Annotated in this window: 21 protein-coding genes; 15 read left to right on the top strand and 6 right to left on the bottom strand. The window is 33.0% G+C overall.

The window, feature by feature from the left end; translation table 11 throughout:
- Nucleotides 1–29 precede the first annotated feature (29 nt).
- The gene (locus GCQ56_RS14130) at nt 30–737 is read left to right on the top strand and encodes an ABC transporter permease (protein WP_152735139.1); all 708 of its coding nucleotides are present in this window, start codon (nt 30–32) and stop codon (nt 735–737) included.
- 117 nt (nt 738–854) lie between these two features.
- On the opposite strand, the gene GCQ56_RS14125 is transcribed toward GCQ56_RS14130, so the two are convergent.
- A complete protein-coding gene (locus GCQ56_RS14125; protein WP_152735138.1) occupies nt 855–1208 on the bottom strand; it encodes a rhodanese-like domain-containing protein in 354 nt (117 codons plus the stop codon).
- A gap of 372 nt (nt 1209–1580) precedes the next feature.
- On the opposite strand from GCQ56_RS14125, the gene GCQ56_RS14120 reads away from it, so the two are divergent.
- Nucleotides 1581–1949 carry a BlaI/MecI/CopY family transcriptional regulator gene (locus tag GCQ56_RS14120; protein ID WP_152735137.1) on the top strand — a complete coding sequence of 123 codons (369 nt, stop codon included), beginning with the start codon at nt 1581–1583 and terminating at the stop codon, nt 1947–1949.
- Nucleotides 1946–3661: a M56 family metallopeptidase gene (locus tag GCQ56_RS14115; protein WP_152735136.1), complete on the top strand. Its 1716-nt coding sequence runs from the start codon at nt 1946–1948 to the stop codon at nt 3659–3661. The genes GCQ56_RS14120 and GCQ56_RS14115 overlap by 4 nt, the downstream gene beginning before the upstream one ends.
- Before the next feature lie 111 nt (nt 3662–3772).
- On the opposite strand, the gene GCQ56_RS14110 is transcribed toward GCQ56_RS14115, so the two are convergent.
- From GCQ56_RS14110 to GCQ56_RS14100, 3 genes are all read right to left on the bottom strand, one after another.
- Nucleotides 3773–4099 carry a cupin domain-containing protein gene (locus GCQ56_RS14110; protein ID WP_152735135.1) on the bottom strand — a complete coding sequence of 109 codons (327 nt, stop codon included), beginning with the start codon at nt 4097–4099 and terminating at the stop codon, nt 3773–3775.
- A 188-nt stretch (nt 4100–4287) separates the two neighbouring features.
- Nucleotides 4288–7845 (bottom strand): glycosyl hydrolase-related protein, encoded by a 3558-nt coding sequence (locus tag GCQ56_RS14105; RefSeq protein WP_152735134.1) that lies wholly within the window; start codon nt 7843–7845, stop codon nt 4288–4290.
- 79 nt (nt 7846–7924) lie between these two features.
- Nucleotides 7925–8941, bottom strand: coding sequence for a LacI family DNA-binding transcriptional regulator (locus GCQ56_RS14100; RefSeq protein ID WP_152735133.1), 1017 nt, complete (start codon nt 8939–8941; stop codon nt 7925–7927).
- Nucleotides 8942–9299: 358 nt separating this feature from the next.
- On the opposite strand from GCQ56_RS14100, the gene GCQ56_RS14095 reads away from it, so the two are divergent.
- The 8 genes from GCQ56_RS14095 to GCQ56_RS14065 all read left to right on the top strand — a co-directional run bounded on the left by GCQ56_RS14095 (nt 9300) and on the right by GCQ56_RS14065 (nt 16254).
- A complete protein-coding gene (locus GCQ56_RS14095) occupies nt 9300–9698 on the top strand; it encodes a mercuric transporter MerT family protein (RefSeq protein ID WP_152735132.1) in 399 nt (132 codons plus the stop codon).
- Nucleotides 9699–9914: 216 nt separating this feature from the next.
- Nucleotides 9915–10487, top strand: coding sequence for an RNA polymerase sigma factor SigZ (gene sigZ / locus GCQ56_RS14090; RefSeq protein ID WP_152735131.1), 573 nt, complete (start codon nt 9915–9917; stop codon nt 10485–10487).
- A gap of 251 nt (nt 10488–10738) precedes the next feature.
- Complete coding sequence (locus GCQ56_RS14085; protein WP_152735130.1) at nt 10739–11719, top strand: permease; 981 nt, start codon at nt 10739–10741, stop codon at nt 11717–11719.
- 52 nt (nt 11720–11771) lie between these two features.
- Nucleotides 11772–11936 carry a hypothetical protein gene (locus GCQ56_RS20315; protein WP_193323794.1) on the top strand — a complete coding sequence of 55 codons (165 nt, stop codon included), beginning with the start codon at nt 11772–11774 and terminating at the stop codon, nt 11934–11936.
- A 354-nt stretch (nt 11937–12290) separates the two neighbouring features.
- Complete coding sequence (locus GCQ56_RS14080; RefSeq protein WP_152735129.1) at nt 12291–13022, top strand: DUF6261 family protein; 732 nt, start codon at nt 12291–12293, stop codon at nt 13020–13022.
- Nucleotides 13023–13078: 56 nt separating this feature from the next.
- Complete coding sequence (locus GCQ56_RS14075) at nt 13079–13675, top strand: transposase (protein ID WP_152735128.1); 597 nt, start codon at nt 13079–13081, stop codon at nt 13673–13675.
- A 442-nt stretch (nt 13676–14117) separates the two neighbouring features.
- A complete protein-coding gene (locus GCQ56_RS14070) occupies nt 14118–14603 on the top strand; it encodes a hypothetical protein (protein ID WP_152735127.1) in 486 nt (161 codons plus the stop codon).
- A gap of 376 nt (nt 14604–14979) precedes the next feature.
- Nucleotides 14980–16254 carry a site-specific integrase gene (locus GCQ56_RS14065; RefSeq protein WP_152735126.1) on the top strand — a complete coding sequence of 425 codons (1275 nt, stop codon included), beginning with the start codon at nt 14980–14982 and terminating at the stop codon, nt 16252–16254.
- A gap of 47 nt (nt 16255–16301) precedes the next feature.
- Here GCQ56_RS14065 and GCQ56_RS14060 read toward each other — a convergent pair whose 3' ends face one another.
- Complete coding sequence (locus tag GCQ56_RS14060) at nt 16302–16979, bottom strand: response regulator transcription factor (protein ID WP_152735125.1); 678 nt, start codon at nt 16977–16979, stop codon at nt 16302–16304.
- A gap of 12 nt (nt 16980–16991) precedes the next feature.
- The gene (locus GCQ56_RS14055; RefSeq protein WP_152735124.1) at nt 16992–18368 is read right to left on the bottom strand and encodes a sensor histidine kinase KdpD; all 1377 of its coding nucleotides are present in this window, start codon (nt 18366–18368) and stop codon (nt 16992–16994) included.
- Nucleotides 18369–18791: 423 nt separating this feature from the next.
- Between GCQ56_RS14055 and GCQ56_RS20635 the strand changes: the two genes are divergently transcribed.
- From GCQ56_RS20635 to GCQ56_RS14045, 4 genes are all read left to right on the top strand, one after another.
- Nucleotides 18792–18923 (top strand): hypothetical protein, encoded by a 132-nt coding sequence (locus GCQ56_RS20635; protein WP_255473221.1) that lies wholly within the window; start codon nt 18792–18794, stop codon nt 18921–18923.
- A 271-nt stretch (nt 18924–19194) separates the two neighbouring features.
- Nucleotides 19195–19368 (top strand): hypothetical protein, encoded by a 174-nt coding sequence (locus GCQ56_RS20310; RefSeq protein WP_193323793.1) that lies wholly within the window; start codon nt 19195–19197, stop codon nt 19366–19368.
- 588 nt (nt 19369–19956) lie between these two features.
- Nucleotides 19957–21261, top strand: a complete 1305-nt coding sequence (locus tag GCQ56_RS14050; RefSeq protein WP_193323792.1) for a radical SAM/SPASM domain-containing protein — start codon at nt 19957–19959, stop codon at nt 21259–21261.
- Nucleotides 21262–21265: 4 nt separating this feature from the next.
- On the top strand, nt 21266–23488 hold the full coding sequence (locus GCQ56_RS14045; protein ID WP_152735122.1) for an outer membrane beta-barrel protein: 2223 nt from the start codon (nt 21266–21268) through the stop codon (nt 23486–23488).

Here is a 23488-nt window from a genome sequence, read left to right as displayed (position 1 = left end):
AGATTTATCTGGAGGAATAATAAGAATGTATGAAAGCAATAGAACAATTTAAACTACTAACCGACTTTGTTCGCTACAATGTAAAAATCATTTTTGCGAACAAGTTCATATACTTCCTGATAGCTGCATTTGCCTTCTTTCTGATGGTATTGGGTATTATGCTGTTTAATGATACCAGTCCTGAAGAGGCAGACATTTACGGAACTTTAATTTTCCCGGGAATACTAATACTTTTCTACCCGGTAATTTACAACATACAAAGCGACAAGGATACGCGGATGCTCGAAATCATCTTCGGAATCCCCAACTACAGGTACAAAGTTTATTTGGTGCGATTTGTTTTAAGCATATTGTTGCTATTTGCAATCATGTGCCTAATGTCATGGATAACGGTATTTGTGGTGATAAAAATACCTGTATTCCACATGGTATATGAACTGATGTATTGCCTCTTGTTTTTGGCAAGTTTGGCTTTTCTATTGGCTTCGCTGGTGAAAAATGCCAGTGGTGCAGCTGTTATAATGGTTATTATCGGATTAATCTTTTTGATATTGGCGGAACCTCTTGAAAATAGCAAATGGAACATCTTCTTAAATCCTTTCGATGTTCCTGGCGATATGAGTTACAGCATTTGGCAAAATGTTCTTTACCAAAACAGAATGATGCTGATGATAGGATCGGTTATTTGCGTATTGTGGAGTTTAATTAATATGCAACGCAGAGAGAAGTTTGTGTAAAAATGAAAAACCTATCCAATTCTGGTAATTAATTATTTTGTTTATCCACTACGGATCATATAGTACCTTTAAAAATAAAGCTCAATAATTTAGATTATTGAGCTTTATTTTAATGCTTTAATAGGCTGCTGCCTTAATCTTTTTCATCTGGCGATTCCAACTATACAATCCACCTTTTAAGTGAGCTGCCTTATGGAAACCAATCTTACGAAGGTAATTTCTTACCTGCTTACTTCTGAATCCCAAGTGACAGAATATAATGATATCCTTATCCTTAGGTAAGCTTGGAATCTTATTTTGAATTTCTCCCATTGGAACATGCATAGCATTTTCAATTCCATCTTTTGCCAATTCGTGCGGCTCGCGAATGTCAATTAGCAAGATATCATCACGTTTTTCCAACTCCTCCATTAGTTCAAGAGCGGTAAAACTCGTCTTTGGACCGTTATCATTATTTGAAAAAATACTCATATTCGATAGTTTTTTATTGGGTTTAAAACTATAGAAGGGAATTGTTACAAACCCTCCGTATTCCCTATCAAATATAAAAAAATTAGTAAACCTTGAGCCTTTTAAATGGAAAAAGATACAAGCATTCTTAGCCTAACCAATTCAATTTGGGTTCATCAACTTGACTTCAATTGAAGAATAAAGATGAATATTTTCAATAAACTCATGAAGGTAAAATGGATAAATTCATCCTTAACACACTTGGTTTATTATAGATTTACAAGGACTTATAGGCTGCCACAAAATTAATCAACTATATTTTATAGTTTTAAAACTATCACTTTAGTTGTTTAACTAGAATTTATAGTTATATTTGATTAAAATAAATTAAATATGAAGAAGCTTACACAAAAAGAAGAGGAAATCATGAAGTTATTTTGGACGGAAGGACCTATGTTCGTCAAGGAACTTCAAAAAATATTTCCTGATCAGAAATTACACTATAACACACTATCAACTATGGTGAGAGCCTTAGAAGAGAAAGGTTTTATTGCTCACGAATCATTCGGGAAAACTCATCGCTATTTTGCTTCTATTAGCGAAGAGGATTATCGCAAGAAAACCATGGGAAATGTGGTACATAAATATTTCGACAATTCTTATAAGCGTGTAGTTTCTATGTTTGTTGAAGAAGAGAAATTATCAATTGATGAACTTAAAAAGCTAATTCAGGATATCGAGGATAATAAAGAAAACAAATGATGTTTAGTTTTATTACATACATGATAAAAGCAGGCATAGGCTTGGCATTGGTTTACCTACTATTCAAATTGTTATTGAGTAAGGATAGCAGACATGCCTACAAAAGAGTGGTACTTCTGATATCAATTGGAGCCGCTTTTGTAATTCCTATATTGGCTCAATTTGTTTCTGCCAAGGAAATTGGTTCTGAAGCAATTGCAAATGTTCGCGAGCTAATTGAATTGCCGTTGATAGAAACAGTTGGTACCTACTCCACTCCTACGGCTACTGTAATTGAAAATAAAAGTTCCTATCAAATCAATTGGTCTGTCCTATTTTATTGGTTCATTCTATCAGTTCTTTGTTTGCGATTTTTAATATCCTACCAGAGTATTTTTAAATGGCTAAAAAGAGCAAGAATAAAACCCTATAAAAATATTTTGCTAGCAATAGTAAACGATAGTATACAGGCATTCTCGTTTTGGAAATACATCGTACTTTCAAAAGAAGATTACCAACACAATAAAACTCCTATTCTGCTTCACGAAGAAGCACATTTAAAATTACACCATACAATTGATGTAGTTTTTATAGAACTGGTTTGTTATCTGCAATGGTTCAATCCATTTGTATGGTTACTTAAAAAGGAGCTAAAACTAGTTCACGAATTTCAGGCCGATCAGGCCGTACTCAACTCAGGCATCGATGCAACACAATATCAACTGTTGATTTTAGAAAAAGCTGTAGGTAAAAGACGTTTTGCTTCAGCAAATCATTTCAAACAAGGTTCAATCTCAAAACGATTAAAAATGATGAAAAAGAAACAAATTTTACGATGGAGCGTTGCAAAAACACTATTCTTTTTACCTGCAGGTTTTCTGCTTTTACAAGCATTTTCGAATCCTGAAGTCAATAAAAAGGTAGATACGTTACCAAAGCTAATTGCTCAAACCAACGATAGTGAAAACTGGCTAAACGAGTGGAGATATGACAATATCGCCAATCTGAATGCAGGAATTTTCTTTGGCAAGCAACCTGTCACCGCACCCGATTTAAGCTGGAAAAACAAGCCTATTAAAAAAAGAAATGTTCTAGCCATTTTGCAAAATAAGCGTGGTGCATTACTTGTTAATGGAGAGTTAGTAGCAAAAACAGAGTTAAAAGCTGTTGTCAAATCCTTTCTCAATGGCAAAGATTATTGGAGCAGAACTAATCCTGAAATCATTTCAAGTAAGCTTAGCAATGGTACAGCAGCACTAATAAATCAGATTGCCATTAGTTATCAGGTTGACAGAGGAACTCCTAAAGAATCGGTTGCACATAGCATGAAAGCAATCGGAAAAGCTTATTTGGAAGTAAGATCAGAAAGAGCTCAGGAAATCTTTAAAAAGGATTATTTTGATTTATCTGAGGCTCAAAAATTAGAAATTGATGAGAGAGTTCCAGTTCGAATGGCACCCTTCACTGCAATAACTCCATCAAAAAGTGCAATTCAGTTAATTGTGTCATCTGAAGGAATTTTTATCAACAAAAAGATTTGTCCAATTGATAAGATTAGCGAACGAGTTAAAGTATTAATGCAGAACAATGGCAAAACAGTAGCTGAAATACGAGTACTCGATTCTCCACTTAAAAAGGAGAAGGTTGAAAAGATCAAAAATCAGCTCCTAAGTGCAGGCATCAAAAGAATTAACTACTCGGGAATGATAACATTAAACGAATCAGAAAATTAAATTTGGATTGCTTTTAAGCGCCAATATATTCTGATATTAATAAACTATGATACAAAAAAGCTCATCAGCGATGAATACTGATGAGCTTTTATCAAACGGATTAATTATTGCCTACTTTTTATTTGGATTTGGTGTTTTCATCACCAAAATACGTAATACTTCCTCACTCTCATTTCTCCAGCCATGTCCTAAATTTGCCGGGCTTTCAATTAATGTATTTGCTTCTACCTCCTGGCTTTCTTCGCCAATTTCAACAATCCCTTTTCCTTCTAAAACCAAAAAGCAAACATCAACAGGAGCTGCATGCTTGGCTATAGTATCACCCGGTTTTAAATTCAGGTGCACCATAAATAGGTGATCGTTTTGGTGAATCTTTCTCGCTTCAACACCATGATGGTTTACAAATGATTCCGTTTCAAATATCTTTTTTATTTCCATGACTTACCGTATTAACTTATTTTTCTCCCTTTTTTGTAAAGGTCGAACATCCTCATCTAAAAAACAGTAACATTTGTTACAAAAGGAAATACAGATATACAAAAAACCCATCTGTAAATTACAGATGGGTTTTTACAATTTGTTCAAGGTATAAATAATAAAGTTTTATAGATAAACAATTCGTTTACTTACTCCACTTCAAGTTGAAAGGTCTCAATTCCATGATGTGGTATTACAATCTTATCTACAGTTTTAGGGTTTTCTTCAATAATATTGGTGTGCTTAAGATTTATTAATTTGAAAAAGGACTTCAAATTCACATTGGCATCCTTACCTTCGGGATCGTACATACGAATTACCAATGCCTCTCTATCCTCAGCTTTTTTAATACAGGTCACAATCACATTCTTATTATCAATACTGAAAAACTCCATATCCTCAGTCAAGTTAGCTTTTATAGATCTTTCAGGATTTACAACCACCTTAATTGGCTCATTAAATTGTTTGGAAATTCGTGATCCATTAACATCTCCAACACGATTAGAAGTTAGAACGTGACTGTAAGTATGATTTCCCGCCTGTGAATATTCATTCCCTTCCCAGTGGCATGATTTTCTACTCGCTAACAATACATGCTGTAACAAATCAGCATCACCATCTCTAGTTGGATTGATCCAATCTGCTGCTGCAACAGAAGAACTTAATGTGATCGCAATCTTATCATCCGAGGCAGAAATCCAATCCATTATTGCTCTTGGATGAACATCTTTACAGAGTGGAGTATATCTTTCACCGGCACTATTGATCTCATTTTTTCCAACCTGAACAGTACCAAATGGAACCTCATGTTTAACTGTGGATTCATTAATTGCAACAGGATATGCCGTTCTAAATTCCCTGTACATTTCACCATCCCAATTATGCAGTTTATTATCAAATTGAATGCGCTTAAGTTGATGGTAAATGGTTACCATTTTTTCTACCTCGGAGTGCAAAATTTCCTGTTTCAAACGGTAAGTTGAAAATACATCACCAGAAGCAACCAACTCCCACTTAGGATTGTGTTTACTTACCTGATCGAAATCCTTCATAAATGGTTGCTGAACATCGCCAAATTCACCCGCTCCGTTACCTTCCGACTGTAATGTAAAAATCTCACCTACTTTAAATTGCTTAGTAGTAAACAGGTCACGTTTCAATCCCTTATCGTAAACTTGTTCAATTCCACCATCAACAAAACTTACTTTATAGAAATCATTTTCATATTCAGAAACCCTATTCGAAAGAATTTTCTGGTCATTACTTTTCATTTCAGGCTTCACATAGTAAGTTTTGTAGCCTACTGATGGAATATTTTCAGCAATAAAAACGATATCCGCATGTTTAATACTACCATCAGAATGTTTCGTAAGTTCCGAAAATTGTATTGGTATCTTCCCATTTTTCGAGGCTATTACACTCAATCCATTTGCTTTTCCTTTTGGTAAATCTAAACTTACAGTTACCGGATCGGTTCGTTCCCACGATAAACTATTAAAAAGTACTACCGGAATTCCTTTTTCCTCCTCCGTTTTTACACGCTGTGCAATAAAATTAGTGGCTTTATCCAATAGTTTTTCCCCAATCACAGACGATTCAATCAAACTTTCTTTAAACAAGTTATCGGTAACATCACCATCGTGTCCACCCCAACCATGATCTGGATAAATCTTAGCTTGCCATCCCTCATCTAATTCTTTTGTAGGATATGGCATTTTCTCTTCATCTAAAACACTAGCAATTGTCAGGAATTTCTCCGCAGCTGGCAAAAGTTTAGAAGCCTTTCGACTGGCTGTTAATGCATCGTGATGAGCCGGACCATGAATATACACCCATACATTTGGTCGCTCACCTACAATTGTATCTACGGAAGTAGCATTTTGTTCAGCCAAAGGCATAAACTCATCTACAGTCATTAACTCCATAGGTGGAAAATAAACTTCCCTTTCCTGATCATTACCATCAGTTACATACTCTGTTTTGTTCCAGCTATCAATAAAATCTGAGTAATCAATTGCTGGCAACATATCTTGACTCGACAAGAGAGGAGTGTGTGTATTACCATTTTCAAAGTAGCGACTCCACCAGGCAACTTGCTCCGCTCCATATTTAATTTTATCTCCAGTATCTTTTTCCAGATACAATAAATCCTCTCCATAATGCCCCGGAGAATAAGTAAAAACTGAGCTTCCATCAGGACTCATCCAATGAAACATACTTCTGGCATGTCGGCTAATAATCATGTAATCGACACCTGCCTTTTTCAAAATCTGTGGCAACTGCATTGTTTTTCCGGGAACATCAACATTCCAATATACTTTCGAATCGTATCCTCCAAAATTCTTCTTCACCCATTTCTTGCCCAAATAAAGCTGGCGAACCAAATCTTCAGCATCGTACATGTCTTCGTATGGGCAATTGTAGGTGGCGCCAACCGAAAGTAATTTGCGATTTAAAAGTTGAGTCAATTTCTCCTGAGCATCCGGATGTCGATCAAGATATTCTCTTAGCATTAAACCATCCTCTATGTCAAAGCCATAATCATTACGTTCAAAAGCAGCCTTAATAATTGGTGTAAAAAGCATGGTATCGCGCATAATAATGCAAGCTTCTGGACGATCAACCCAGGCAATATCCTGATGGCTGGAATTCATAATTGAAACCAGACCTTCTTCGTACTTGTTCTCGAAAAATGGAGTGTAGGAAGCAAAATAATCTGGTCGATAACGCTTTGTAAAGCTAGCCTGCCAGACACTATGATAATGTGATTTTGTGGAATAAAAGAAATCTCCTTTAACCATATTTTGGTTGGTAATTCCATTTTCATTCTCAAAGGATACATCAAAATAATCGTCGCCATAAATGATTTGAATTGATTTATTAGGAGCATTTGCAACAACAGCTCCCTTGGCCATTTCACCCTGTAACTTAAAAGTAACCTCTTTACTTTCTTTACCATCGCAAACTACCGACAACCTCTTGCCAGCCCAGTGAGCAGGCACATCAATTAGTAGTTGGTCGCTAAATTGACGAATGGCAAAAGAAATTTCATTCTGCGAAGCCATTTTTAACCATTGAATTACATTAGGTGCTTTAAACAGCATAAACCAAGCATTGCTTCCTTTTGCTCTACCTACAACAGAAATCTTTGCCTTTTCACCCTTTTGAATCATTCCCACTGGTACACTCAATCGAAATGCTCCAACTCCATCACCATGCCCATCTCTTCTCAACAAAATGTATTGCGCTTTTCCCTTAGCAGGATTTTCAAGAATCTTCAATTCACCGTTCTTCTCTGCAATAAAGCTCAGTAAAGGCTGGTCATTTACTTTGATATCGAATGGTTCTAAGTTGTTCAAATCGATATCGGAGTAGAAGAAAAAATTGACTTCCTTCTCCTGAAAATTGGCAGGAACCCTGGAAGTTAAAATCTCGAAACCCATTTTCCCTGTGGAAGCTCTTGCGATTGCAGCTTCGCTAATTTCCAAACGCAATGACGGATAGGTAAATATTCCTCCACTCACTTGACTGGAATAACCTTCTAAATCATTCTTACAAATCTCAAACAATTTGAAATTGTCGTTCATCTCATGAATTTGATTTCTTCCAGCACTTTCATGAGCTTTCAAGCTCCCTGATGAAAAAAACAAAACACAAAGTATTGCGCATTTTACGATTTTCCATCTCGAAATAGTTCTTGTCTTCATACAATCAATTCTTTATCTATTATTGATCCCGGCTAAACCGGTTTGGCTATTGGCTCTTAAAATATATTCCATTGTACTCTTATTCTCCACATGACTTTCGAATCACAAAATCCAGAGGTAATTCCATTTGAATCAATTCATCTGTATGGTTATCCAATTTCTTAAGTAGAAGTTCAACCGCCGTATCCCCCATCTGATCTACAGGCTGAGAAATTGCTGTAACCGGTGGATCGATCAGATCAAATCCATCCAGTCCATCGAAACTAGCTACTGCAACCTGCTTTGGAATGGAGATATTCGCCTTTCTTAACTCTCTTATTCCGCTTAATGTAAGGTAATGTGTTGCAAATATTATAGCATCCACTTCATCTTGTTCGCTTGTCAAGCTCTGAATAGCCGGTTCCATCTGTACAGCATAATCCTGATAATCCAACTTCTGAATCCAGTTTGGATTTACCTCTACTCCTGCTTCCAACATTGCCGTTTTATAACCTTTCAAACGTTGTTCCATTGCTTCCAAACCAGATTCCAGAGTTACAAAGCCTATGTTTCGTCTTCCCTTCTTCAGCAGATGATTAACTGTTGTCTTAATCCCATTCGAGTTTTCAACAATAACGTAGGTGGTTTCAATATCCGGATAATGGCGATCAATTAATACAAAAGGAAATTCCTTGTTTTTTAGTTGCTTAATTTCTTTCTGGTTTTGTTGAGTCGATGCAATAATCAACCCATCAATTTGTCGATTCAGCATGATATCAATTAATTGTGCTTCGCGTTTCGGATCTTCATCCGCACTTCCGAATACAACATTATAACCATGATGAATTGCCTTTGTTTCGATTCGTTTAGCAATACGAGCATAAAAATTATCAGAAATATTAGGAACAATCAGACCAATGGTTTCACTTTTTCCTCGACTTAAGCCTCTTGCCAAATGGTTGGGAGAATAGTTCTGTTCCTTTGCAAAATCCAATATTTTTTGCTGTGTTTCTTTTCGGATACGCTTTTCATCGCCACGCCCATTAAGTACCAACGAAACGGTACTTTTCGAAACTTGTAAGCTTTTTGCTATATCCTGTATGGAAACTTTCTTCATTTTATATTGATTTTGCTAAACCGGTTTGGCTCTTTGTTCTAAAAATAGTCCAACACCTTCATATTGAACCATTAACTCATCTATCTCTGCTTTTTACTCTGATAAACTTACTACTAATCCTTTTATTCTGCAAACCTGGAATAAGAATTTAGAATTGAATTAAAGATCCTCAATATTCACCTTCTATTTTAAAAATGTAAACGAGCCTCATAAGATGCAGGATATCTTTTTCTTCAGAATACCTACTATTAGGAAAACACTGCAATTGTAAAAACCAGGAAGATTTTTACTCCAATCTTGCATCTTTCCATATCCCACTCCGACTTATCTATGTGTTTTCACTATTAAAGTTTTAAAAATGAAGAAAGAAAAATCAACACTTGCAGGATTCGGAGCTGCATTTTTGGCAATTTTAGGAAGTATTACCTGCTGTGGAGCTCCAATAGCTGCAGGAATTTTAGCATCTGTAGGAATAGGTGCAAGTCAGCTTAACTTTCTAAATATCATACAGCCTTATCTAATTGCCTTAGCCCTATTTTCACTGGCGATTGCCTTTTACCGTCTCTATATTAAGAAAAATAAGAACTGCTGTGGTACAGATGCAATTACAGCTACACCTCCAAGCAATAGAAAATCCAAAGTATTTTTATGGATTGTAACTGTATTTACTGTGGGTATGTTGATATATACCAATAATATGAAGGCTGATACTCCAATAAAAAGTCAGGAGTCAACAGAAAAATCATGCTGTGGATAACCAGATATAAGTTGGGTTAAAATAGAAAAACGAAATCCAAACAGTTGGATTTAAGATTTAGGAAAAGCTCCATATCAGATTGATGTGGGGCTTTCGCTGTACAATTGAAAATCGATTTTACAGACTTAAATTATCATCTTAGACCATTCCATTGTCAGCTTTTGTAATGCCAGAAATATTTTTCTAATTTGTACTTCTAACAAACACCGAAGCAGCATGCAATGCGATATTCATAGCATATATCAACAATACAGTACACATTTATTGGCTTTTATTCGTCAACAGATTAAAGATGAATCAACGGCAGACGACGTCTTGCAAGAGGTTTTTCTAAAGGCTATGGAATCCTGCCTTCGCGATACGGAAATCAGAAACCTGAAGAGCTGGTTGTTCTTTGTGGCTAGAAATACAATTGTGGATTACTTCCGACTCCAGAACAAATCCATACAGGAGGATGACTATATCAATATGAATCATTTGAATTCTATTGATTTTCAACAGATCCTTTCGGAGGATATATCTGATATGATAGACCTTTTGCCTGAAGAATATGCTATTCCTTTAAAACTAAGTGATATTGAAGGGATACCACAGAAAGAAATTGCCGAAAAATTAGAGATTAGCTTACCAGGAGCAAAATCGAGAGTGCAACGTGCACGTAAAAAACTTCGCGATCTGTTTTATGAATGTTGCGATATGGAATTCGATGCCCAGGGCAATATCATTTCGTGCGTAATAAAGAGCCATTGTACACCTTTACTCGAAAAAAAGATCAATAGAAAAGACTAATACACAGTGATATTATACAGAAGAAGGGGTGGTTTTTAAAAAAAAATCACCCCTTCTTGCATCTTTCGCATCTCCTCTACGCCTTTACTATGAGTTTCAATTTTAAATGAGAGTATCAAATGGCGAAGAAGGAATCGATAATCTGCCTTAGGCAAATTTATGGAAGAAGCGGAAAAACCGCTTGTTGTCCAGGATAGTAATTGGCTGGAAAAACAGACAATTATTTTATTACAAACAACAAGAAAAATATCATGCAAGAAAGTTTAATATTAGTATTCAAAAATTTATTTTACAATACATTCGGGGTAATACAAACCCCATTCTACGACGGCTTAACCAAGACCTTGGGTAATTTTGTATTTATCACACTCGAATTATTCATTTTATTTATTGCCATTAGTGCAATCATCGAGTACATCATGATGCACGTAAACCAAAACAAACTTCAGAAATTATTCGAAGGAAAGGGTGTAATTGGAAACATTGCAGCAGCCATATTCGGAGCAGTAACACCATTTTGTGCCTGCTCAACCATTCCAATGACTGTTGGTTTCCTTAATGCTAAGGTACCATTTGGTTCAGTAATGTCATTTCTGATTTCATCGCCTCTGTTGAACCCTATTATTGTTGCCATGTTAGCAGCAACAGTAGGTGTTACAAATGCAGCAATCTACTTTGCTTTTTCATTCACCTTAGCTGTTATTTTTGGCTACGTTCTTCAAAAGTTCGGCTTTGCGAAACATGTAAAAGCAGTAAAAGTATCAGGCGGAGCACATGCTGTTAATAATGGTATCGATACCCGAAGAGCTTTATCAATTGGTCAAAAAATGAAACTTTCATTGAAAGCCGGTTGGGATTCATTGCTACCTATCCTTCCCTACCTGTTTATTGGGGTTGCTGTTGGAGCCGGAATTTACGGCTACTTACCAAAAGGAGAAACCATAGCTCAATATGCCGGTGATGGAAACTTCTTTGCGGTGCCTATTGCATCGGTAGTTGGAATTCCATTGTATATCCGTGCCGAAACTGCCATCCCAATTGCCATGTCCTTAATTTCGAAAGGTGTTGGTATGGGGACTGCTATTGCTCTTATTATTGGTGGCGCTGGAATGGCAATTCCTGAAATGACCATGCTGGCTAAAATTTTCAAAAGAAAATTACTGCTATCATTCATCGGGGTCATCTTCCTTGTAGCGGTAATCACGGGCTATGCATTTAATATTATCATGTAATATACAAAAGTGATTAACTGATCGCTAAAATAAATTTTTAAAATATAAGATTATGGGATTATTTGGAAAATCGAAGAAGAATTCAAGCTGTTGTACATTTCAGGTTGAAGAAGTAAAAGAAGAGAAAAAGAAAAAGCCAGCAGCAAACAGCTGTTGCGATATAAAAATTGAAGAAGTAAAAGAAGATAAAAAATCGAATGGAGGATGTTGCGGTTAATCCATAGAATTGTATCGCCAAACGATCTGTTGAGTTAAAAATGACTTTAATGCAACAGATCATTTGGCATTTAGCAAATAGCAAATTTATTTGCTTCGGGTAGGCTGCAGCAAGCATTACACAAGGTGTAAATTGTTCCCTGCAGGTTGCAGGAAGGATTTTCAGGGGTGTATTTTTCTTCCTGCAGGCTGCAGGAGCAAAAATACACCTCCAAGCTCAACTTGCTGTTCTAATACTCACTCTGAATGTGTTGTAAAACATACAATTGCACGATAAATCCCATTAATTCATCACATTATCTGTAGTAATAATTGTCTAAATTTAATAGTACTTATAAACACTTAAAACTTTTATATGTATACTACTTTAAATTACAGAAGACTTAAGAACAGAACTTTCGTTCAATTTTTCCAACATCTTTTGGAAATAGTCAAATCAGGAAATCCTGAAACTTTACTGGTAAAAGAACAATACGATGAATTGTTGCCATTGGTAGCTGTATTGTTTGAACTCACCCAAGCGGATAAAGGCTCCGAAATCTCGGAAGAGTTGGTGGAATTGGATGGCAAAAGAGATGCCACCTGGTTCGGAATCGATTTGCAAATTCAATCATTTTCCCATCATTTCGATCCTGCTAAACAGGAAGCAGCTATTGCTCTGGAGAATTCCTTAACGCCTTTTGGAACTGGCATTGCTCGCCTTAAATATGTCGAAGAGACCAATACTCTAGGCGGAATCATCAACAAGTGGGAAAATACCGCTGATTTAAGTGCTGCAATTGGCTTACTTGGATTAACCGACTGGCTAAACAAGTTAAAGGATGAAAATACCCTGTTCGATAACAAATTCCAGGCAAGGGTAAACGAAAGAGCCGATACTCCGGATATGAAATCGATAGAATTGCGCAAACAAATTATTACAGCTTATCGCGAACTATTGGCTCACCTGCAAGCCCACACAACCCTTAGCACCGATGGTGCTTACGATACCATCAACAATCGCATCAACCAATTGATTGATGAATACAATAAAATGATTCCTAAAAAGGAAGATGAAGAAACTCCAGCCGAAGAGGCTGCCGAGTAGTTAACTATATGCCATGAGTATGGAGCCCTTCGGGGCTCTTTTTTATGGTAGTTATCATGATTCAAAAATTACGAAACCGACAATCCATACGTTTGAAAGGATACGATTACTCTCAAGAAGGATTGTATTTTATCACCCTGGTATGCCAGCACAGAGCTTTTCTGTTTGGAGAAATCATCGATGCAAAGATGATTTTAAACGATGCGGGCAAAATGATAGAACATGAATGGCTGGCATTAAAAAAACGATTCCCCAACATCGAGTTGCACGAATTCGTGGTAATGCCAAACCATTTTCATGGGATAATAGAAATAACCGCAAACAATCCCCACCCCACAAAAAAAGAAACACGTAGGCGGCAATCCCTTGTGGTTGCCGCAGAACAACAAGAACAAGATACTGCCCAAACGTTAGGGCAAGCACAAGGCATTGCCCAAACGACGGTAGGCAATATGATTGGGGCTTTTAAGTCGATAACAACGGTAGAGTACATTAAAGGGGTAAAAGAGCATAATTGGCAAGCATTCCATAAAAGATTGTGGCACCGAAATTATTATGAACGAATCATACGAAACGATCGTGCTTTTTTAATGATTTCGGAATATATTGAGAAGAATCCGCGGAAGTGGTGGAAATCAAAGAGATATTATTAACTTATAGATATTATTTATAAGAGAAAAGTGAACAATTGGTTTAAATTTAAACCGATATAGAATATATTTGTTTTGTAGATGAAACAAAGAAAGCCCATAAGGGCTCTCAATATCAGCTATTACTAGAAATCATATCTACAAGTATTTGTAATTTATCGGCATGTTTGATAGCTATTCCGATAAGACCTATAATAGCGACAGTAATAATACCAAGTGTTTTAAGACGCTGCCGTCTAACGGATTTTGGGTCGTTGGCCCATCCAACAAAGGTTTTCATATTTTATACCTTTAATTAAAATCTAGTAGTCTTAAATAGAATAAATCAAGCTCGACTCGCACTCGAGCTTTTTTTAATTCTATAAACTATCTAACTATTACAACTGGGACAGTCCATTCTATTGTAGGAGATGTCAGAACATTGAAGAATCAAAAATAAAGAACTATGAAATTTAGAATAAATAATAGTGGTGCGATTTTTTTTAAAAGAAGAAAAAATAATATATATCAGTATATTTTTCTATCTCCAATATATTTAGTGATTATGTCTTTTATATTTATTGGTTCTGCGGAAAATAAGAGTATAGTTTATTTAGGGATTGCGTTATTAGTATTTCTTTTAGTTTTTATTGTGATAGGCTTTATTAAGAATATCAGAACTTTTAATAGGGTAATCTTTAAAGTTAATTTTATTAGCAGTAACCAAATTAAGATATGTACTAATAAAATTCTTTTCTTAAAGAGAAGAACTATACTTTTAAGTTTAAATGATGTGAAGATAAATAATCAAGAAATTGTTTTTACTCCAAAAGAGAAAGAAGAGGGATGTAAAATTATTTCTCACAATGGAAAAACCTTCTACCTTGTTTGGTCACACTTTGCTCCAGAGTTAAAAGAATTATTAACGGATAAAAATTATCAAGAAACTTAAATTAAAACTATAAGCACAATAATATTATTTCTTTTCCCCTGCTATCGCACGAATCCTTTCGTGTGATAAAAGACAATCAGAATTGGAAGAATGACCTAAGAGTTGGATGGTATCAAAAACAAAACCTCATCTACATAAGTAAATGAGGTTTTGTTTTTTGAGGTCTCTGGCGGACTGAAAATTACTTAAATTACATATTTCTTAACTAATTGAGATTTACACTACACACCCTGCAAACATTAACCTTTTAGGGTTTTTAGGATATGTTCGAATAAAGAATAGATAAAGACAAATTAATATCAATAAAGAAATTCCGTCAGGTTTCCCGTCAGGTTTTAAAATATACTTACCTTTGTTTCAAACAAAACTTTGAGACATGGCTAACGTTCGATTTGTATTAGAATACCCAAATAAGGAAATTGAAACTAAGATACTTTTAATAACACGATTCAACAATAAAAGAATTGTGTACTATTTACCTGTTAAAGTCTATCCTAAGTATTGGGACAAGTCAAGACAAAGAGTAAGAAATGTTGCCGCTGCCAAAGATAAATCTTCAATTAATAGTCTCTTAAATGATCTAGAAAACAAAGTTTCTGCATTTTATGATGAATGTGTGGTTAAAGGTGTTTCAATATCAAAAACAAACCTAAAGAAATTCCTTGATGATTATTTTGCACCAATAAATGAAGAAGAGAAGAGCTTTTTCGGTTTTATCAACAAAGTTATCGAAGCATATGAGTTTAAAATAAACCCAAATACAGGACGACCAATAACCAAAGGAACCATTAAAAGCCTTAAAGGCACTAAAGTTGTTTTAGAGCTCTTTGAAGCTGCTAAATACAAACTTACTTTTGAGGCTATTACACTTGATTTCTACTATGATTTAATTGCATGGTGTAATTCTAAAAACTATGCAACCAACAACACAGGAAAGCACATTAAAAACCTAAAAACTTTTATGGGCGAAGCCGTTGAGCAAGGTTTAACTAACAATATGGCTTTTAAGGGTAAGCGTTTCATTGTTCTGAAAGAAGAGGTTGATAACATCTATCTTACAGTTGATGAGCTTAAGAAAATGTATGCACTTGATTTATCTGACAAACCACAACATGAAAGAGCCAGAGATTTATTCTTAATTGGTGCCTTTACCGGCTTAAGAGTTTCTGATTTTAATGATCTCAAACCAGAAAATATTATTCTAAGATCAAACACTCATATGCTAAAGGTTGACACTAAGAAAACAGGTCAAAAAGTAATTATTCCTTTACATCCAATTGTAGTAGAAATCTTAGAAAAAAATGGAAGTAAACCACCTAAAACTATGGCTGACCAAACCATCAACTATAAAATAAAAGAGGTAGGTGAAATGGCAGAAATTAAGGATATTGAATCAACTGCAAAATCAAAAGGCGGTATTAAAGAAAATAAGCATGTACCTAAATACGAACTTATAAAAACACATACCGCCCGAAGAAGTTTTTGTACGAATGCTTACCTAGCTGGTGTTCCAGTTATTGATATTATGGCTATCAGTACACACACTACCGAAAGCTCTTTTATGAAGTATATCAAAGTAACGAAAGAACAACAGGCTGATAGGATGGCTCAGCATCCGTTCTTTACGGATAAAAATTCAATACATACATGATCCCATTGGTCCAATTATCTATTAAATAATTGATATTTCCATATATTTTAATATTGAAGAATATATCCAATATTTCTAATTGTATTAATTTTAACACGGTTATGAGTTTTAAACAAGTCTCTTAATTTTGAAATCGTATTGTGGATGCTAGCAATATTTTGTTCTTTCAAAGAATGACCCCATAATTTTTTAGCTAATTGTTCTCTACTTACAGTTTTATTTGCATGATTCATCAATAACTCGAGTGTATTTTTTTCAAATGGACTCAATTTCTTTAATAATTTTTTTTCATAAATAAGTTCACTTGATGACAAATTAAGTTCATAACTAGCAACTTTTATAATTGCTTTTGATTGAGAGCAATTTGTATATCGTTTAATGTACGAAGCAAGGATGGGTATTGATAATGGTTTTGGAAGGTACGCGTTTGCACCAATACTTATACCCTCTGTAATAAAACTTTCTTTTGTATGTGACGAAACAAAAATGAGTGGTATTTGAGGATAGTTTTCAATAATTTCCTTTGCTTTCTCAATTCCATTTTCTCTACCAATTTCAACATCTAAAATGATAATATCAGGATTAATACTTGGTATGATATTGTTAATTCCAGCCATCGTATTTTGAAAATGAACACAATAACCGTAATCAGTTTCTAATGCAGTGCATACCAAATTTCCTAAGTTGATATCATCATCAACGAATATTACGCATATTTTCCTCATACTATTTTATATTTACAACACTAAAGAATAAGGCAAACTAATACTAAAAGTACTTCCTTTTCCAAATTCACTTTTTAATGTTATTCGTCCTTCGTGTGCTTCAATTATTTGTCTACTAAAAGTTAAACCAATACCATGACCTTTGGTTGTATTATTTACCCGATAAAATTCCTGGAAAATCTTTCTTTGTTTCTTCTTTGATATACCAATGCCTAAATCTTCAATGTTAAGTAATAACTCCTTTTTTTCTTGAATAGCACTAATAATTATCATTGCAGGTCTATCAGAATATTTAATTGCATTATCCATCAGATTTCTCAACACAGCTTCAAAATAAAGTGGATCTACATTAACAAATAAATCCTTAGGTATAAGCATTTTACACTTTGGCTTTTTCTCTTTATAAGTAACACTTAATTCTGCAAATAAATTTTCACACCTTTCAGACAAATTATATGGAGCAGCCTCCATAAAAAAATGTTTTTTCTTACTACTAAAAATTGTGAGTATAAGTTCAATTTTAGTGATCAATTTTGACACATTTGTTCCAGTAATTCGAAGCTGTTCTTGCATAGAATTATGGTGTTCTTTATTAGCAATGTAATCTAAAAGTGTATAAACATAAGAAAGTGGAGATTTCAAATCATGTACAATACCTCTTACTGTTTGTTCTCGCCATTGTAATTGAATTGCTCGCTGTTGTAATGCCCAAAGTAACCAAAGTAGTAGAAGAGCAACAAAAATAATAGCAATACCAGATAGACTTAAAGAAAAAATCATGGATTGTAAGAAAGGAATTTTTTTTAACTTATACTTTGCTAAAAAAACATAGACATCCTCTGTTCCTAAAGGTATTTTTAAATTGTCAGATGAATTTTGGAATTTAATTTGCTCAATTTTTCCATGACAAACACTATCAATAACTTGTCCATTTTTAAGAATTTGTAGTTCATACGACTTAACATATCGAATATCCTTAAAATTGTTTTGAAATAAGGAATCAATAACTTCAAGTTTAAAACTCTTATTTGCTAAACATATATCAATAAATGCAGCTTCTATAGCTCTATGCAATGAAAAATTCTTAATATATTTATTCGTACTAATTTCATGACGTCCCAATTCATGAGAGGTATCATTATTTGTTTCCTTAACTGTAGATCTTTCCATAGAAATAGTAGCTGTATCTTCACCTAACCGATTAGCAGAGCTATACCCTCGCAAGGCATGGAAATTAACAATACTCAGTAATGTGTTTTCAAGATCCATACTAAACGATTTTTTCCTTTCATCCAGTTGCTTAGACAACCAAAGAACCTGTGAAAAAACCAGTACTACAAGTACAAATATGATAATTGCTCCTATTCTATGAAGTAATCTTAGTTTCATAAATTAAAGATATAATTTTTTATACATAAAAAAGAAAATCATATTTACTGGAACTATTCTAAATTATAAAATTGCTATAATATAAACCCCTTCTAATCTAATCAATGTACAAATAGTTTTCTAATAATACCACTGAATTATTATAACTAAATATATTTTTTTTATTGATAGTCTAAACTTTTTCTTACGCACTCTTTATTATCCTTTACCTCTTGACCGTAAACTAGTTAACACAAATTTTATTACAAATAAGTTCGTAATAAAAAATACAATGCAGCATCATTTATCACATAGAAAATATTTTAGGAGCTCGTTATTTTAAATTAAACGAATAGGTTTCTAATTAATAACAATTAGATACCTATTCGTTTAAAACACAAAGTATTCTCTAGTTTTAAGTTAAAATTTCTAAAATAAAAAGAGATGAAAAATCACAATATCAAGAAGACATTTGAAGTACTAACTCAGAATGAATTATTGACACTAAAAGGTGGGGATGAAAGAGATTACTATGTTGTATTTATCGATGGAATTCCTGTGAAAATATATGTTTAATATTTTACATTCAATAAATAAAAGAAATCAATATTCAAATAATAATGAATTTAATGAGAAAATCATATCCATCAATTTTCATTTTAGGGAAAAATAATTTAGGAAAGTAGCCGTCCCGGATTAAGATATTTTTTAGAAATCCATCCTCTACCGTGGACGGCCTAAGTAGTTAAACTACCTAATTGAGACGTCAAAACTACTAGAAAGAGGTGAATTTTACAAATTAATGTAAAAGGACTGGATATAATTTAATAGCGTAAAAAAAATAATTATGAAAGATTTAAATGTAAAAAGAATAGAATTTATTGAAGAACCTGAAACATTAACATTAGATGAAACCATTAATCTTAAAGGTGGACTACAGAACCAATTAATATCTTGTGAAGATTTTGGTTGCGGCTCCTTTGACTGTGATGAATATTCATGTGAAGTTTTTGAAAACTAATAATCATTGGATTATCAATCAGCCCACTCCCGAAGATATTAGGGGGTGGGATTATCAATAATAAATCATTAATAGTTTACTCAATATGAGTGTTAATAAAATTAATACAAATATGATTTCAATTTTAGAACCCTCCGAAATAATGTCTTTAAATGAAACAATCAACATTAAAGGGGGACAAAAACAATTAGCAGTTTATTGTCCAGCCTTCGAATGTGATGGAGCATTTGACTGTGATGAATTTCATTGCGGAGATTTTTGTTAATAATAACATTAAAAATAAACTATCATTTGATGTTACTTTCAAATGATAGTTTTTAAAATTACCATAATATCAATTTTATTATATACATGTATATATTTCACTCTCTAGCTTAGATTTGAAAATATTAAGACTACAGGATATACTATAATTAGATACAACAATCAACATTAAATGAGGATAAGATTACTTAATAAACTAAGGTAATTCATCCATGTAAACAATTAATTACGATAAATTTATTTGCGGAAAATTATCAGAAAATAATTGGTAACTAATCTATCAATTGATATAAGTGTCAAATGGTAGTTCATAAAAAATATCATATGGAAATTTGGTCTAAGTATAACTTTTTATTTAAAACGAAAATAGATGAATATTATCTATATAATGCTATGACAAATAGCTTTTTAAAAATAAATTATGAGTTATATATACAATTAAGCGAAATAAAATTAGGAAAATTAGAATTATCCTTATTAGATGATACCACCATTAAAACTTTGAAGAAAGCTAGAGCAATAACCACAAAAGAAATTGAATTGCAATATATAGCAAAACAAAAACTTTTATACTATAAATCAAATCTAGAGGTATCCTATCCAAAATTGGTAATATGTCCTACATCTGCATGTAATTTTGAATGCACATACTGTTTTGAAGATATTCCGAATGCCAATACCATGTCTTCTTCAATACAAAGCCAATTGCTAAAATTTATAAATAGCTTTGAAAAAAAACAAGTAGCTATCAAATGGTTTGGTGGTGAACCTTTATTATCAATTAATACTATCAAGGACTTACTAGATGGCATTAAGTCAAACGATATTGAGATAATACACAACTCAATTATTACTAATGGATATCTAATAAACAAAGAAATTTGCCATTTTTTTAATAAATACAATTTTAATTCCATTCAGATAACCTTTGATGGAATGGAGTTGACTCATAATAATAAAAGAGTACATAAAAAGGGATATGAAACATTCAATAAGATTTTGTCGAATGTAGATTTATTGAATCAAATCTGCCCTCAGATTAAAATTAACATTCGCTTTAATGTTGATAAGGATAACGCTATGGAATATATTGAATTTCATAAAAAATATTCTGGAAGATGGAATAAGAAAGTTAAAATATATCCTGCCTTTATAAAAGATTATACCGGTAATTGTGTTTGTGATTGCCTAGATACAAAAGATAAAGAATATGAATTTATAAGTTCATTAGCTCAGAATAATGTGTCTTATAACTATTATCCTTCATTAAAAAATGGTGCATGTATGGCAAATAACCTGTACACCTATATTGTTGGACCAAAAGGAGAATTATATAAGTGTATGGCAGATTTTGGTATTGAAGATAGAATTATTGGTAATATTTCCTCAGAAAAAGGAACAAATGATGGAGTTGTATTAAACTATCTTATAAGGCACAATAAATATGAAGACCCTGAATGTTTAGAATGTAATATTTTTCCAATTTGCACTGGTGGATGCAGTAGTGAACGGATGCATTTAGCTGAAGATAATTCAATACAAAAAGAAAATAAACTTTGTAATATCCGAAAGAAATTCCTTTCCCAATTACTTGAATTACACATACCTAGAGCTAAAACACAAAAATAAATTTATGAAATATTTTTTGACTTTCGCGTTTTTTATTCTATCAATACTTTTCAATACAATGTTATATTCTCAAAAAGTTATTATTGGGAATGTTTTAAACGAGCAAAATGAATCACTAGATTTAGTTCATGTTGTTTTAAAAAATAATATTGATTCATCCTTTATTGCTGGAGGAGCTTTCAAGTTTGGTAATTTTGGATTCGATAACATTTCAAATTCTAAAGTTCTTCTAACAGCATCTTACGTTGGGTATCGAGAGTTTAGAAAAACAATTAATTGTAATGTTTCTAATGATACAATAAAACTTGAACCAATATATTTACAAGAAATCATCTTAAATGAGGTTAGTATAAATGCATTTTCGCCAAGGTTTCAACCCACCGATCGTGGTTTTAAAATGAGTATTAATAAAAAATTTGAAGAACATCATAATGATGCCATTGATTTATTGAAGATGATGCCTGGAATTGTCGCAACTGAAAACTCAATTGCCGCATTTAATAAAGACAATCTTGTTATATATATAGATAAAGAAAAGATTAACAACCACCAAGAATTAGCTAGTCTAGAACCCAATGAAATTAAGAACATTGAATTAATCGAATCTCCCGGATCTGAGTTTGATAATGACGTTGATGCCGTCTTGATAATCACAAGAAAAAATAAAATATCAGATTATACAAAAGGCTGGATACAATTTTACAGAGAATACGATAGAAAATTGTCGGGACATGAATCTCTAAGTTTGAAAAGCAAATTTAAAAATTTCCGCTATGAAATTTATGGTACAAATCATAATAATAAGAAAGTAAATCATATAGATGATCATACTTTTTATCAATACGGAGATGATTCTTTTACTAATACAACTCATTCAAAATTGTATGAGAAAATGAGAATGAAATATGGGCACACAAGACTGGCATATGAAAACAAGAAACATCTATTAAGTAGTAAAATATCTGTACTAGAAATTAAGAATGGAATCAAACAATACACAAACATTCAAGACTTACAATCAGATAGAGAGTATGATCAATATAAATTTGGAGCATTGTACTCCTTTACTCCAAATTCGAATTCTTATTATGATTTTACTTTAAACTATTCAAAATACAAAAATTACTCTAAAAGTGATGATAATGCGTCACAATCATTCTCTAACTCTTATGAAAGCAACCTTATTCTTACAAAATTTGATGGTTTTCTAAAATTTAGTAATTCAGAAACCAAATTAAGATATGGAGGTAAATATCTGAAATTAAGTAGTGAAGACACTTATTCTGACGAAAATTCTTCCTATGACGAAGAGAAAATATCAACTTACGCTTCATTATCAAAAAAAATTGGTAAAAAAATATCCGTCAATGGTGGAATTAGATTCGAACACTTGATTGTAAAAAATGCAAAGGACAAAAAACAATATGATTTTTTACTGCCTAGTTTTCGTGTTATGTATTCAATAGCTAAAAGGAAAAATCTATCATTCTCCTATAAAAGAAAAATGCGTAACCCTAAACTATCCGAAATTCAAAATAATCTAATTCAGGTTGACTTTTGGACGTATGAAAAAGGAAATCCATCATTAGAAGCGTTTACAAGTGACCTATTTGAAATTTCTTATTTGAGTAAAAGATTTAAAACTAATATTGGTGCGAAAATAAATAGAGATTTTATTGAATCAAATTTCTTTGTTGATCTAATCAATTTAGAACCAGTAATAATTGAACAAAGAATCAACCTCAAAAGAATGAATGAGTATTATTTATCTAGTAGCTATTCCTTAGATAATAAGTGGTTTTCAAGCTATACAACAGCTTCCATTAATTACTCAGAAAATATAAAAAGAGATGATTCTAATTACAACTATTGGTCCTTTAAATTAAAAAACACAACCGCTTTTCGTTTTATCAAAACTTATACAGTCACATTAAGTACACTCTATTTAAATAACAGACATAATGGTTATGTTGAATATGATGATAGGGTTTCGTTTAGTGCTTCTTTATCAAAACGATTTTTAAAAAAGAAATTACTAGCTAAAATTGGGGTTAGAGATATTTTCAAGTCTAACGCAAAAGATCAGGTCTTGAATTATAATAATATTGCAACAAGTAGAAAGTATTTAAATGTCCAAAGCATAGGATATGTTTCACTTAAATGGAGTTTTGGAAAAGCTAAAGTTAAAAGTATTAAATCTTTAGATGATAACGATTTAAATAGATAA

This window comes from Marinifilum sp. N1E240 (genome assembly GCF_009295825.1).
In the GTDB taxonomy this organism is placed as follows: domain Bacteria; phylum Bacteroidota; class Bacteroidia; order Bacteroidales; family Marinifilaceae; genus Marinifilum_A; species Marinifilum_A sediminis.
Note: the sequence above shows the minus strand (reverse complement) of the source record. Positions and strands in the feature narration are given on the sequence as shown.

Excerpts from the sequence above, each read along its gene's own strand:
- GCQ56_RS14130 (WP_152735139.1), top strand. The coding sequence starts at position 30 with ATGAAAGCAATAGAACAATTTAAACTACTAACCGACTTTGTTCGCTAC.
- GCQ56_RS14125 (WP_152735138.1), bottom strand. The coding sequence starts at position 1,208 with ATGAGTATTTTTTCAAATAATGATAACGGTCCAAAGACGAGTTTTACC.
- GCQ56_RS14120 (WP_152735137.1), top strand. The coding sequence starts at position 1,581 with ATGAAGAAGCTTACACAAAAAGAAGAGGAAATCATGAAGTTATTTTGG.
- GCQ56_RS14115 (WP_152735136.1), top strand. The coding sequence starts at position 1,946 with ATGATGTTTAGTTTTATTACATACATGATAAAAGCAGGCATAGGCTTG.
- GCQ56_RS14110 (WP_152735135.1), bottom strand. The coding sequence starts at position 4,099 with ATGGAAATAAAAAAGATATTTGAAACGGAATCATTTGTAAACCATCAT.
- GCQ56_RS14105 (WP_152735134.1), bottom strand. The coding sequence starts at position 7,845 with ATGAAGACAAGAACTATTTCGAGATGGAAAATCGTAAAATGCGCAATA.
- GCQ56_RS14100 (WP_152735133.1), bottom strand. The coding sequence starts at position 8,941 with ATGAAGAAAGTTTCCATACAGGATATAGCAAAAAGCTTACAAGTTTCG.
- GCQ56_RS14095 (WP_152735132.1), top strand. The coding sequence starts at position 9,300 with ATGAAGAAAGAAAAATCAACACTTGCAGGATTCGGAGCTGCATTTTTG.
- sigZ (WP_152735131.1), top strand. The coding sequence starts at position 9,915 with ATGCAATGCGATATTCATAGCATATATCAACAATACAGTACACATTTA.
- GCQ56_RS14085 (WP_152735130.1), top strand. The coding sequence starts at position 10,739 with ATGCAAGAAAGTTTAATATTAGTATTCAAAAATTTATTTTACAATACA.
- GCQ56_RS20315 (WP_193323794.1), top strand. The coding sequence starts at position 11,772 with ATGGGATTATTTGGAAAATCGAAGAAGAATTCAAGCTGTTGTACATTT.
- GCQ56_RS14080 (WP_152735129.1), top strand. The coding sequence starts at position 12,291 with ATGTATACTACTTTAAATTACAGAAGACTTAAGAACAGAACTTTCGTT.
- GCQ56_RS14075 (WP_152735128.1), top strand. The coding sequence starts at position 13,079 with ATGATTCAAAAATTACGAAACCGACAATCCATACGTTTGAAAGGATAC.
- GCQ56_RS14070 (WP_152735127.1), top strand. The coding sequence starts at position 14,118 with ATGAAATTTAGAATAAATAATAGTGGTGCGATTTTTTTTAAAAGAAGA.
- GCQ56_RS14065 (WP_152735126.1), top strand. The coding sequence starts at position 14,980 with ATGGCTAACGTTCGATTTGTATTAGAATACCCAAATAAGGAAATTGAA.
- GCQ56_RS14060 (WP_152735125.1), bottom strand. The coding sequence starts at position 16,979 with ATGAGGAAAATATGCGTAATATTCGTTGATGATGATATCAACTTAGGA.
- GCQ56_RS14055 (WP_152735124.1), bottom strand. The coding sequence starts at position 18,368 with ATGAAACTAAGATTACTTCATAGAATAGGAGCAATTATCATATTTGTA.
- GCQ56_RS20635 (WP_255473221.1), top strand. The coding sequence starts at position 18,792 with ATGAAAAATCACAATATCAAGAAGACATTTGAAGTACTAACTCAGAAT.
- GCQ56_RS20310 (WP_193323793.1), top strand. The coding sequence starts at position 19,195 with ATGAAAGATTTAAATGTAAAAAGAATAGAATTTATTGAAGAACCTGAA.
- GCQ56_RS14050 (WP_193323792.1), top strand. The coding sequence starts at position 19,957 with ATGGAAATTTGGTCTAAGTATAACTTTTTATTTAAAACGAAAATAGAT.
- GCQ56_RS14045 (WP_152735122.1), top strand. The coding sequence starts at position 21,266 with ATGAAATATTTTTTGACTTTCGCGTTTTTTATTCTATCAATACTTTTC.